Consider the following 12880-nt stretch of genomic DNA (forward strand, 5'->3'; position numbering starts at 1 on the left):
CACGAAGGCCTGTGCGGTTCTGGAGCAGTGGGACACGAGCGCCCTGTTCCGCCGGGTTTGCCGTCGCGCTGCGCGCGCCGTCAAACCCGGCGGGACGATGATGTCCGCAGGCGTGACACTCCTTAACAAAGGTGGAACGCGTTGCTGGCAGACTTGCGTCCTAAGGCCAGAAACCGCGTCGGGGCAAAAAATTGGAGGCCCGGATGCGTGTCAGGCAAAAAACCATTTGCACGTGCCGGATGCGTCAGGGAAAACTGTCGATCGACAACGGCGGGCGTGTCGGATGCAAGCGTCTGGGCCGAGGGTGGCGACAATCGCGCGCTGTTACACGCGGCCGGCGGCGCGCTGATTGGTGGCCTCGGCGGCGGCAGCACGTTCGGGGCTATCGGTGGTGCTGCCGGGGCGGGCCTGTCGTCGAAATTTGCGCCCCAACTGGAAGGCATTTCGAAGGGGGTAGCATCTGAAACTGGATCGGATCTGCTGGGCAACCTCGCTGCGAATGTGACGGCGGGTGTAGGTGGCGCGCTGGTGGGCGGTACGGCGGGCGCGGCTACTGGATCGGCGGTCGAGTTGTACAACCAGATGAACCATCAGAAAAAGGACCTGGTATCGCAGGCGTGCGGAGCGGAAGCGCAGTGCAGTGACGCAACGCTGAATGCGGCGATTCAAGCGCAAGGTGCCAATGCAGATACGGCATCCGCCAATATGAAGACAGGTGCGCTTTACGGTGTGCCCGCTGCTGTGGTCATTGCGCTTGGGCCGGAAGCGGTAACTGCGGCGCTTCTTGCGGGGGGATTTGACTACGCGGGAAGTTACTATAACTTTAAGAATGTGCCGGGTAGCGACGCACCAAACATCACCAACTCGTATTTAGCTGGAATGGTGGGTGGTCTGAGTACCCCACTTGCGATAGGTGGCGCTGCCATTGCTGGATTAGGAAGGTTCGGAAAAATTGGTGCGAATGGCTATAACGCTGCAGTGAGCGGTGTTGGCGCTTTTGGGGTTGCCGGAATGACAGGAAATAACCCAGATGCCGCTGCAGCAGGAGCTACAATTTCTTCGGCTCTGGGTTCTGGGGCGAAAGCAGCCCTACCTGCTCCACTGGGCAGCGTTTTGAATCAAGCAATTCAAGGCGCAGCAGGTCCTATTCAGACGGCCATTCAAAATAGGTTATCGAAATGATGAAAAATGAATGGCGAAAGCTATTGCGATTGTACATAAAAGCGTATCTATCCTTGGCGGGAATTGTAGCGGCTTTTTTAGGGGGCTCTATTGTGCAGGGGGCAGGATGGAGGCCGGCTTTGGCTGGGATGCCTCTTTATGTAACCTTGTTTATTGCGATCTCGTTCAAGTTGATCCGAGACATCTTCAAGCTGAAGAGGCTGGGGTCTCAGCGACAAGATGAAGGATAAGGAATGGATAAGAGTTCGATGCTGGAAGCATTTAGGCGCGCAGTGCCACGGACCCGCCGGAGAGGGCTGTTCTTTCTTCATATAGCGGTTGTTTTGGTGGCAATGGCCCGACTTCGGGGAGAGAGCTGGAATGCAGCGCTCGTAAAGGCGATACTTGTCGCCATAACGTTTGTTGCTCTGTTTGTTTTCGAAACGTATAACGAGAAACAAGCAATTTCTGGAAAGCCAAGACTCGATAGTGGGCAACTATGGAAGCGCTTCTTCGTTGTGTGCGCAGTGCTATCGGTGATTTATATTGGGGTGGCTGTAGGTTTGGCGGTGCTCGCGGGCAATCCAGATGGATTGCAGGAACTATTTCCTATTTATTTTCTAACTTTGGCTTGCTGTTCCGTCGTCTTATTTTGGGAGTTTAAGCATCTCAGCGACGGTGGAGGCGACACCTCAACTTGATATTGCTTGCGTCCAAACATCAGAGGGCGCTTTTTAACAATAGAGTATCGCCTGACTGGCAGCTCAGTCGCCTATCCAAAAAAACCGCATGAAAATCCGCAAAAGGCTGGCGGCATTGCCGCTCACAGCCGTGATAACGCTCGCCCACGCGCAGCAGACGCCGATGCCCACACCAGCGGACAAAGCAGCAGCGGCACGCGCGAACGCCGAGCAGAACCAGCAGGTCGAGCAGCAACGCAATGCACAGGAACGCAACGCCACTGTCAATGCGCCTTCAGTGCGTTCGACAGCTGAGCGCGCCTCGGGCTGGCCTGAACTGCCAGCTGAAACGCCGTGCTTCCACATCGATGTGTTGGTGCTAGACGTTCCTGCAACGCTGTCTGATGCAGTGCGCTCGCAAGGCGCATCCGCATTGCCGCTTGACCGCTTTGCGTTCGCCCGCGAATGGCTCGACCATTACCGGGGGCAATGCGTCGGCAAGGCGGGACTCGACACGCTCACCAAGGGACTGCAACAGGCCATCCTGAGCCGTGGCTACATCACCACGCGCGTCTTGCTGCCCGAACAGCATCTTTCAACCGGGACGCTGAAGTTCGCACTGGTGCCGGGTGTGATCGGGCAGGTTCGCTTTGCCGATCCTGCCACGCGCGGCACATGGAAGTCGGCATTCCCGACGCGAGATGGCAACCTGCTGAACCTGCGCGACCTCGAGCAGGGACTTGAACAGATGAAGCGCGTCAGCAGCCAGGACGTGGACATGAAAATCGAACCCACGGAGGTACCTGGCGAAAGCGATGTTGTCGTGACGGTAAATCGGACCAAGCCGTGGACGGTGGTCGCTTCGGTGGACAACTCCGGCACGCGGGCCACCGGCAAGCTGCAGGGCAACCTGAGCCTGGGTATCGACAACCCGCTCGGGCTGAATGACATTTTCAAGGTCGGCGTGAGTCAGGACCTCGAATTTGGCGACAAAGGTCTCGGCTCGCACGGATGGAACGGCTTCTATTCCGTTCCGTGGGGTTACTGGACCGGCACGCTGTCCGCCTATACGAACACGTACTATCAGCAGATCGCGGGCGTCAACACGACTTTCGTGTCGAGCGGCAATTCGCAGACGGTCGATTTCAAACTGGCGCGTGTCCTCATGCGCAGCCAGAACAACGTGCTTGGTGTGCAGTTCCGGCTGACGAAGCGCTTTGGCGAGAGCTTCATCGAAGATACCGATATTCCGCAGCAGCATCGCAACAACACCTTCATCGAGGCGGCGCTAACTGACCGTCATTACTTCGGCGCGTCGCAGTTCGACGGCAGTCTCGCGTACCGTCAGGGTGTGGGCGGACTTGGGGCGACACCAGACTTCTACGAGAATGGTCCGACTTACCGCTTCCGCATGGCTGTGCTCGACGCGAACCTGTCGGTGCCGTTCCAGATCGCGAACCAGCCGCTACGCTACGTGACAAGCGTTCACGGCCAGTTCACCAACAACACGCTCAACTATATCGATGACCTGACCATCGGCAGCCGCTACACGGTGCGCGGCTTCGACGGCGAAACGATGCTGGCCGCCGAGCGCGGTTTCTTCTGGCGCAATGAGCTTCAGGTACCAATCGGCTCGACGGGTCAATCTGTGTACGCAGGTATCGACTACGGCCACGTGTTCGGGCCGAACGCCGCATTTCTCGTCGGTACACAACTGGCGAGTGCGGTGATCGGTGTGCGCGGCAGCGCATCGGCAAAGTTAGGTGCGCTCGCCTATGACCTCTTCGCGGGTACGCCGATCTATAAACCATCGGGCTTTTCAACTTCGCGGGTCACCCTGGGTTTCCAGGTGACCGCGCAATTCTGATATTCGCCCCGCCGACGCTATCCGGGTTTTCGGCATTTCAACAAAAAGGAAAAGCAAAATGAAGTTATCCAAAACATATGCGCTGGAAACCGTGGCTGTTGCCGTCGTGGTGGCGCTGGGCGGATGTGCAACCGAGTCGTCGCGCTCACTACCGGTGCCGCCCGTCGCCAGCGCGCAGAAGCCAGCGGTGGGCCAAGCCATCGGCATTTCAGTCGGCAAGTTCGACAACCGCTCGAGCTATATGCGCGGCATCTTCTCGGACGGGGTTGACCGTCTCGGTGGTCAGGCCAAGACCATCTTGATCACGTCTCTCCAGCAGAGCGGCCGCTTCAATGTGCTCGATCGCGACAACCTCGACGAAATCCGCCAGGAAGCGGGCTTCCTCAAAAAGGCCCAGTCGATCAAGGGTGCGCGCTTCGTCGTCACGGGCGATGTCACCGAGTTCGGTCGCAAAGAAGTTGGCGACCGGCAGCTGTTCGGCATCCTCGGCCGCGGCAAGAGTCAGGTGGCCTATGCAAAGGTCAGCCTGAACGTCGTCGATACGACGACATCCGAAGTCGTCGCGTCGAGCCAGGGCGCGGGTGAATTCAACCTTTCGAACCGTGAAGTCATCGGTTTCGGCGGCACGGCCAGCTACGACTCCACACTGAACGGCAAGGTGCTCGATCTGGCGATCCAGGAGGCCGTCAATCACCTGGTCGAGCAGGTCGATGCAGGGACGCTCAAGGCCGCACAGTAAGTGCGTGCTGGTCTATTGCGTTCGATCCACGTTCAACCGCACCAGCAATCAACTTGATGACGCGATTCACGATGAAACATAACCGCATGATGCGTGGAATCTATTTGCCAGTAACGACGGCAGCCGTGCTGCTCGCGGGATGCGCGGCGAACAGTCCCCAGCCGCTTTATCAATGGACCGGCTACCAGCCGGCCGTGTACGACTATCTGAAGGGAGAAAAGGCACCGCAGGAGCAGATCGAGGCGCTCGAAAAGTCCCTTCATGACATCCGCGGCAAGGGGCACACGCCGCCGCCCGGATTTCATGTACAACTGGGCATGTTATACGCGAGTGTCGGCAACGACACCCAGGCCATGCACGAGTTCGATTCCGAGAAGCAGCTGTTTCCGGAATCCTCGACCTACATGGACTTCCTGATGAAGAAACCGAAACAGCCCTGAGCGAGCCACCATGTCCAAGATACCTACCTTCAGACTCTGGTTTGCGCTGTCGACGGTCGCACTGCTGGCCGCGTGCGCGCAACCTGTGAAGCATGCCGACTATACGGCGTTCAAAAACAGCCGGCCGCACTCGATCCTGTTGCTGCCCCCGACCAACGAAACGGCGGACGCACAGGCGACCAACAGCATGCTCTCGCAGATGACGATGCCGCTCGCCGAATCGGGCTACTACGTGATACCGGTGGCGGTGATGGATGAAACGTTCAGGCAGAACGGCCTGACCATGGCGGCGGAGATCGAAGCGACCTCGCCTGCGAAGCTGCGCGAAATCTTCGGTGCCGACGCGGCCCTGTATTCGAAGATCACGCAGTACGGCACGGTATATCACGTCGTCGACAGTGCGACAGTCGTCACGGCATCCGCCCGGCTGGTCGATCTCAAGACCGGTGACGTGCTATGGCAGGGTAGTGCCAGCGCCAACAGCAACGAGGGCAACAACTATGCTGGAGGTGGCCTGATCGGCATGCTCGTCACGGCTGCGGTCAAGCAGATTGCGGATTCGCTGACGGACAAGGGTCACGATATCGCTGGCGTGGCGAGCTATCGGCTTCTGCATGCCGGGCCGCCGAACGGGCTGCTGTACGGGCCACGCTCACCCAAATTCGGCACGGATTGAACGCTCCTCGGTCAGCAGGAAACGGCTTGCGCTTACGATCGCTTCAATGCAAATGCGCCCGCGAAGCCACTTCGCGGGCGCATAAACGACAGACAGCAACACTCAATGCTGTACCGGGCGATACGGCGTCCACACGGGCGTATCGGTATCCCAGTTATCGAGTTCCGATGGTGTCATGATGTGCTCCTTGATGAAGAGGCGCGCTTCTCGTGCGGCAGGCGCGCCGGTTTCCGAATCAACCTCTGCCAACTCGTTACTGGCCCTTCGCGACGCGCGTCACTTCGCCGTTGGTCCCTTCCTGCAACGCGATGCGCGCGGCCTGCGTCTGGCCGATCAGGCCTTTGTTCGGATACGAGGTGCGATTCAGCGAGGGCAGCGAGCCGTCGCGATACGCGGCGACCAGTTCGGCCTTGACCTCGGCGCGCGTCTTCGTGCTCGCGCTCGGCGCCGGTTGCGTGTCATAAGTTCCTGCACGGCCGATACCGCCGCCGCCTTCCGCAAATGCCGGAACGCTGACGAGCAGCGACAGGGCGAGGCCTGCCAACAGATTACGTTTCATGATTCACTCCTGTCGATTCATTGGCAGCGTGATGGCGCTGCGACAGGGTGAAATGTAGACGTTGACGCGTTGCGGATAAATCGCGGTTTTGCGAAATGAATTGTCGCGATTCAGGAACAATCTCGAGCGAGCCTTGCATGAACCGTGCAATTGCGCGGGTGCCGCGGCATTGGCGCCGCGGCTGGAATTCACTGTTTCAATTAACGTACTTCAGGCGACCCATTCGGACATCACCGGTGTGTCGAGCGCCGGCGCGGACTCGCGCTGCTCGAACGTGCGCTTCGTGCAGGTGGCGTCGAGACTGCCGCGTCCGCTGAGTAATGGGCAACGATCGAACAGCTCCGCAATCCAGTCTACGAAAACGCGGACTTTCGGCGACAGATGACGACTGTGCGGATAGACTGCCGAAATCGGCATCGGCAAAGGTTTCAGTTCCGGCAGTACTTCGACGAGCTGGCCCGAGCGCAGATGTGGCAGCACCATGAAGAGCGCCGGCTGAATCAGGCCGAAGCCTTCGAGTCCGCAGGTCACGTAGGCATCGGCGTCGTTGACCGACACGATGCTCTTCATCTTCACCTCCACCTCGTCGCCGTTCACCAGGAACGCCCAATCGAGCGTGCGTCCCGTGCGGCTCGAGAAGTAATTGACGGCTTTGTGATTTTCGAGATCTTCGAGCGAAGTGGGAATCCCCGCGCGCTTGATGTATTCGGGTGCCGCGCACGTCACGCCCTCGAACAGACCGATGCGGCGTGCGACCAGTGACGAATCCTGCAGCGCGCCGACGCGTACCACGCAATCGACGCCTTCCTGCAGCAGATCGACGGGCCGGTCGGTCAGGCCCAGTTGCAGATCGATGTCCGGATAGCGCGTGTGGAATTCGCACAACGCCGGAATCACGAGCAGACGGCCAATCGAGCCCGGCATGTCGATGCGCAGCTTGCCGTGCGGCTTCTTGTTGCCGCTCTGGAAACTCGCCTCGGTCTCTTCGACGTCAGCGAGGATGCGCACACAGCGCTCGTAGTACGCGGCGCCATCGGGCGTCAGCGACAGACGGCGGGTGGTCCGGTGCATCAGCCGCGTGCCGAGAAACGCTTCGAGGTTCTGAATAATCGTAGTAACCGATGCGCGCGGCAGGTCAAGCGTCTCCGCTGCGCGGGTAAAGCTGTTGGTGTCGACGACACGTGTGAACACTTGCATGGCCTGAAGCCGGTCCATTGCAAACCTCCAGTAGGGGCTGGTGCGCAGGCGGGAATGGAGTCCGCAAAAACAATCGCAACCGGATTGTTCAAAGGCACCGAATTGTGTTGCCGGATTATAGGCATTTATTTGCGAGTCTGCTGAACCCACAATTCGCACCATTGAAGTTCTATGCGCATTTTGCGCGGCTCGACATGGATGCATTCAAATCGCCGTACCCGTCCGTTTCCATCGGCGTTTCCGCCGAAGACACTGACGCTGAGGCCAATGACGCAACACTTGAAGTCACCGACGTGGGTATCGATGGGTACGCTCAGCCCATTACGTTACGCCTGTATCGGCTGACGAAAAAAACCGCATTGCCGGTATTGCTTTATTTTCACGGCGGCGGCTTTACGAAAGGTTCGATCGAATGCGCGGACTTCGCCGCGCGGTATTTCGCAGAACACTTACCGGCGCTCGTGGTGTCGGTGGGCTATTCGCTCGCGCCGCGGTTTCCGTTTCCAGCCGCGCCGGAAGATGCGCATCGCGCGGCGCTGTGGGTGCAGACGCGGGCGCGAGCGTTTGGTGGCAATAGCAGAAAGATCGGTGTGGCGGGGCATGACGCGGGCGGCCAACTCGCCAATTGTCTCGCGTTCATCGCGCGCGATCGTGGCGACGTGCAGATCAGCGCGCAGGCGCTGTTCGGTCCGATGCTCGACCCGAGCCTGACGCGGCTTGGCGACGAGAAGCGGCTCGGTTCGGACATCACCGCGCGCGAGTGCGCCGCGTGTTATCGCGCGTATCTGCCGCAAGCGTCGCAGCGCATGCATCCGTATGCGGCGCCGCTCGAATCGTCGCGGCTCGCCGGCTTACCGGCCACGCTGATCGCCACCGCGCAGAACGACGTGCTGCATGTCGAGGCCGAAAAGTATGCAAGCAATCTGATCGACGCGGGCGTGCAGACCCAGGTGGTGCGCTTTCCGAGCGTGTCGCACGCGGCGCTCGCCGATCATCCGCCCGCTTTGCAGGAAGCGGTGCGCTTTTTCCAGTGGCGCTTCGATGCGCGCGCTCATCGATAAACAGAAATTCAATCAACGATACCGGGAGCTACACATGACTATCCTTCCTCTTTCCCGCCGCCGCGTGGCGCTTGCCGCGCTAGTGGTCGTCGTTCTTGCCGGGCTCGGCACGTTCGGCGCGATTCGCGTGGATGCAAGCTCGCCGGCCGCGCCGACCATCGTGCCGGAAGTCGACGTGGCGACCGTCGTGCAGAAGACGATCACCGACTGGCAATCCTATTCGGGCCGTCTCGAAGCCGTCCAGAAAGTGGACGTGCGTTCGCAGGTGCCAGGCACGATCGTGTCGGTCAACTTCAAGGACGGCGCGCTGGTCAAGCAGGGCGACACGCTGTTCGTCATCGATCCGCGTCCGTACGCGGCCGAAGTCGATCGCGCGGAAGCCCAGCTCGCGGCCGCGCAAGCGCGTACCGGTTACACGCAGAGCGACTGGGAACGCGCACAACGGCTGATCGTCGATAACGCGATCGCCAAGCGCGACTACGACGAAAAGCAGAACGCCGCGCGCGAGGCGAGCGCGAACCTGAAGGCCGCGCAAGCCGCGCTCGAAACGGCGCGCATCAATCTCGGCTACACGAAGATCGTCGCGCCGGTATCGGGCCGCGTGTCGCGCGCGGAGATTACGGTCGGCAACGTCGTGTCGGCCGGCGCCAGCTCGGCGCCGCTGACCACGCTTGTGTCGGTGTCGCCGATCTACGCATCGTTCGACGCGGACGAACAGACCTATCTGCAATACCTGAGCCGCGCGAAGGACGGCGGCAAGGTGCCGGTGGAACTCGGTCTCGCCGATGAATCCGGCTATTCGCGCAGCGGCACGATCGAGTCGGTCGACAACCGGCTCGACACGTCGTCGGGCACGATCCGCGTGCGCGCGAAGTTCGACAACGCGGACGGGGCGCTGATTCCGGGCCTCTACGCGCGCGTGAAGGTGGGCGGCAGCGCCCCGCATCCGGCGCTACTGATCGACGATGCCGCGGTCGGCACCGACCAGGACAAGAAGTTCGTGCTGGTCGTCGATCAAGGCAACCACGTGGTTTATCGCGAGATCACGACGGGTTCGATGCAGGGCAATCTGCGCGTCGTCAAGGACGGTTTGAAGGCGGGCGACCGCATCGTCGTCAACGGCGTTCAGCGTGTGCGCCCCGGCGACGCGGTGCGCGCACACATGGTGCCGATGACGACCGACGATGACCCGAACAGCGCCGCGCTCGCACAGTCGCACGGCAAGGCGGCGGACACCGGCGCGAAAGGCAATTCGTGAGCCGCGTGTTCCAACGCGCATGTTCCAAAGTTAAGAGCTTCCAATGAACATATCCAAATTCTTCATCGATCGCCCGATTTTTGCAGGCGTGCTATCGGTATTGATCCTGCTCGGGGGCATCATCTCGCTGTTCAAGCTGCCCATCTCCGAGTACCCGGAAGTCGTGCCGCCTTCGGTGGTGGTGCACGCGCAGTATCCGGGCGCGAATCCGAAGGTGATCGCCGAGGCGGTCGCAGCTCCGCTCGAAGAACAGATCAATGGCGTCGAGAACATGCTGTACATGCAGTCGCAGGCGAATAGCGACGGCAATCTGACGCTGACGGTCACCTTCAAGCTCGGCACCGATCCTGACCTCGCGACGCAGCTCGTGCAGAACCGCGTCAATCAGGCGCTGCCGCGTCTGCCTGAAGACGTGCAGCGACTCGGCGTGACGACGATCAAGAGTTCGCCGACGCTGACGATGGTCGTGCACCTGATCTCGCCGAACGATCGCTACGACATGACGTATCTGCGCAATTACGCGCTGCTGAACGTGAAAGATCGGCTCGCGCGGATTCAGGGCGTCGGCGAAGTGCAGCTGTGGGGCTCGGGCGACTACGCGATGCGGATCTGGCTCGATCCGCAGAAGGTCGCGCAGCGCGGTCTCACCGCGACTGAAGTCGTCAACGCGATTCGCGAGCAGAACATCCAGGTGGCGGCCGGTGTGATCGGTGCATCGCCATCGGTGCCCGGCACGCAGTTGCAGTTGTCGGTGAACGCGCGCGGCCGGTTGAAGACCGAGAGCGAATTCGGCGACATCATCGTGAAGACCGCGCCCGATGGCGGCGTGACCTATCTGCGCGATATCGCGCGGATCGAACTCGCGGCGTCGGAATACGGCCTGCGTTCGCTGCTCGACAACAAGCCCGCGGTTGCGCTCGCGATCAATCAGGCGCCGGGTGCGAACTCGCTCGCGATTTCCGAACAGGTGCGCGCAGCGATGAAGGAACTCGCCGTAGACATGCCGGCCGGCGTCGAATACCGGATCGTCTACGACCCGACGCAGTTCGTGCGTTCGAGCATCGAGGCGGTGATCCATACGCTGCTCGAAGCGATCGCGCTGGTCGTGATCGTCGTGATCGTGTTCCTGCAGACGTGGCGTGCGTCGATCATTCCGTTGATCGCGGTGCCGGTGTCGATCGTCGGTACGTTCTCGCTGCTGCTGGCGTTCGGCTTTTCGATCAACGCGTTGTCGCTGTTCGGCATGGTGCTCGCGATCGGTATCGTCGTCGACGATGCGATCGTCGTGGTGGAGAACGTCGAGCGCAACATCGAAAGCGGGCTCAGCGCGCGCGATGCGACCTACAAGGCGATGCGCGAAGTGAGCGGGCCGATCATCGCGATTGCGCTGACGCTCGTCGCCGTGTTCGTACCGCTCGCGTTCATGACGGGTCTCACGGGCCAGTTCTACAAGCAGTTCGCGATGACCATCGCGATCTCGACGGTGATCTCGGCGTTCAATTCGCTGACGCTGTCGCCGGCGTTGTCCGCGCTGCTGTTGCGCAGTCACGGCGAGAAGGAGGACTGGCTGACGCGTGTGATGAACCGTGTGCTCGGCGGCTTCTTCAAGCGTTTCAACAAGGTCTTTCATCGTGGTTCCGAAGCCTATGGCCGCGGCGTGACCGGCGTGCTGCGTCGCAAGGGCGCGATGCTCGCGGTGTACGCGATCCTCGTCGGTGCAACCGTATTGATGGCGCGGATCGTGCCGGGCGGCTTCGTGCCCGCGCAGGACAAGGAGTATCTGATCGCGTTCGCGCAGTTGCCGAACGGTGCGTCGCTCGATCGCACGGAGAAGGTGATCCGCGATATGAGTGCGATCGCACTGAAGCAACAGGGCGTCGAAAGCGCGGTGGCGTTCCCGGGTCTGTCGGTGAATGGTTTCACGAATAGTTCGAGCGCGGGCATCGTGTTCGTCACGCTGAAGCCGTTCAAGGAGCGCGGCGACAAGAAGCTGTCGGCGGGCGCGATTGCCGGTGCGTTGAACCAGCAGTACGGCGCGATCAAGGACTCGTTCGTCGCGGTGTTCCCGCCGCCGCCGGTGCTCGGGCTCGGCACGCTCGGCGGCTTCAAGTTGCAGCTCGAGGATCACGGCGCGGTCGGCTACGCCGAACTTAACAAGGCAGCCGAAGCCTTCGTGAAGCGCGCGGCGCAAACGCGCGAACTCGGGCCGACCTTCTCCAGCTATCAGATCAACGTGCCGCAACTGAATGTCGATCTCGATCGCGTGAAGGCGAAGCAGCTCGGCGTGCCGGTCACGGACGTGTTCGACACGATGCAGATCTACCTGGGCTCGCTGTACGTGAACGACTTCAACCGCTTCGGCCGCGTGTATCAGGTGCGTGTGCAGGCGGATGCGCCATTCCGTCAGCGCGCCGACGACATCCTGCAACTGAAGACGCGCAACGCGGCGGGCGAGATGGTGCCGTTGTCGTCGCTCGTCACGGTGACGCCGACCTACGGGCCGGAGATGGTGGTGCGCTACAACGGCTACACGGCGGCCGACATCAACGGCGGCCCGGCGCCCGGCTTCTCGTCCGGACAGGCGCAGGCCGCGGCCGAACGCGTGGCTGCCGAAGTGCTGCCGCGCGGCGTGAAGCTCGAGTGGACCGACCTCACGTATCAGCAGATCCTCGCCGGCAACGCGGGCCTGTGGGTGTTCCCGATCAGCGTGCTGCTCGTGTTCCTCGTGCTCGCGGCGTTGTACGAAAGCCTGACGCTGCCGCTCGCGGTGATCCTGATCGTGCCGATGAGCGTGCTGTCGGCGCTGACCGGCGTATGGCTCACCGGTGGCGACAACAACATCTTCACGCAGATCGGTTTGATGGTGCTGGTGGGCTTGTCGGCGAAGAACGCGATTCTGATCGTCGAGTTCGCGCGTGAGCTCGAACACGATGGACGCAGTCCGCTGCAGGCGGCAATCGAAGCGAGCCGTCTGCGTCTGCGGCCGATTCTGATGACGTCGATCGCCTTCATCATGGGCGTGGTGCCGCTGGTGCTGTCGAGCGGCGCGGGCTCGGAGATGCGTCACGCGATGGGCGTTGCGGTGTTCTTCGGCATGCTCGGCGTCACGCTGTTCGGCCTGATGCTGACGCCGGTGTTCTATGTGGTGCTGCGTTCGCTCGCGGGCGGGACGATACACGTCGCGCAGAAGGATGCGCCGCGCTATGGGGCGGCCGTTACGGACGCCTGAGGAGAAAACAACA

The 12880-nt window shown here is 61.1% G+C and carries 11 protein-coding genes; 9 read left to right on the forward strand and 2 right to left on the reverse strand.

Features of this window, described 5'->3' with window-relative positions:
* Positions 1–207: 207 nt before the first annotated feature.
* From AB4Y34_RS00070 to AB4Y34_RS00095, 6 genes are all read left to right on the forward strand, one after another.
* Complete coding sequence (locus tag AB4Y34_RS00070) at positions 208–1182, forward strand: hypothetical protein (protein ID WP_368714862.1); 975 nt, start codon at positions 208–210, stop codon at positions 1180–1182.
* A 233-nt stretch (positions 1183–1415) separates the two neighbouring features.
* Positions 1416–1862, forward strand: coding sequence for a hypothetical protein (locus tag AB4Y34_RS00075; protein ID WP_176379325.1), 447 nt, complete (start codon positions 1416–1418; stop codon positions 1860–1862).
* Between the two features lie 88 nt (positions 1863–1950).
* Positions 1951–3708, forward strand: a complete 1758-nt coding sequence (locus tag AB4Y34_RS00080) for a ShlB/FhaC/HecB family hemolysin secretion/activation protein (RefSeq protein ID WP_176379326.1) — start codon at positions 1951–1953, stop codon at positions 3706–3708.
* A 58-nt stretch (positions 3709–3766) separates the two neighbouring features.
* On the forward strand, positions 3767–4447 hold the full coding sequence (locus AB4Y34_RS00085; protein ID WP_368714863.1) for a CsgG/HfaB family protein: 681 nt from the start codon (positions 3767–3769) through the stop codon (positions 4445–4447).
* Positions 4448–4533: 86 nt separating this feature from the next.
* Positions 4534–4887, forward strand: coding sequence for a DUF4810 domain-containing protein (locus AB4Y34_RS00090; RefSeq protein ID WP_176379563.1), 354 nt, complete (start codon positions 4534–4536; stop codon positions 4885–4887).
* 10 nt (positions 4888–4897) lie between these two features.
* Positions 4898–5563: a DUF799 domain-containing protein gene (locus AB4Y34_RS00095; protein WP_176379328.1), complete on the forward strand. Its 666-nt coding sequence runs from the start codon at positions 4898–4900 to the stop codon at positions 5561–5563.
* Positions 5564–5816: 253 nt separating this feature from the next.
* Here the strand turns inward: AB4Y34_RS00095 and AB4Y34_RS00100 are convergent, their stop codons facing one another.
* On the reverse strand, positions 5817–6122 hold the full coding sequence (locus tag AB4Y34_RS00100; RefSeq protein ID WP_176106557.1) for a DUF4148 domain-containing protein: 306 nt from the start codon (positions 6120–6122) through the stop codon (positions 5817–5819).
* A 210-nt stretch (positions 6123–6332) separates the two neighbouring features.
* On the reverse strand, positions 6333–7337 hold the full coding sequence (locus AB4Y34_RS00105) for a LysR family transcriptional regulator (protein ID WP_176365981.1): 1005 nt from the start codon (positions 7335–7337) through the stop codon (positions 6333–6335).
* Between the two features lie 176 nt (positions 7338–7513).
* Here AB4Y34_RS00105 and AB4Y34_RS00110 point away from each other — a divergent pair, with 176 nt between their 5' ends.
* Genes AB4Y34_RS00110 through AB4Y34_RS00120 form a run of 3 tightly spaced genes read left to right on the forward strand, consistent with a single transcriptional unit; the run spans position 7514 to position 12867 of the window.
* Positions 7514–8380 carry an alpha/beta hydrolase gene (locus tag AB4Y34_RS00110; protein WP_176379329.1) on the forward strand — a complete coding sequence of 289 codons (867 nt, stop codon included), beginning with the start codon at positions 7514–7516 and terminating at the stop codon, positions 8378–8380.
* A 34-nt stretch (positions 8381–8414) separates the two neighbouring features.
* Positions 8415–9638, forward strand: coding sequence for an efflux RND transporter periplasmic adaptor subunit (locus tag AB4Y34_RS00115; protein WP_176379330.1), 1224 nt, complete (start codon positions 8415–8417; stop codon positions 9636–9638).
* A gap of 43 nt (positions 9639–9681) precedes the next feature.
* Entirely contained in the window at positions 9682–12867 is a 3186-nt protein-coding gene (locus tag AB4Y34_RS00120) for an efflux RND transporter permease subunit (protein WP_368714864.1), read from the forward strand.
* Positions 12868–12880 lie beyond the last annotated feature (13 nt).

It is taken from the genome of Paraburkholderia sp. BR10954 (genome assembly GCF_040965775.1).
Lineage (GTDB): Bacteria > Pseudomonadota > Gammaproteobacteria > Burkholderiales > Burkholderiaceae > Paraburkholderia > Paraburkholderia youngii.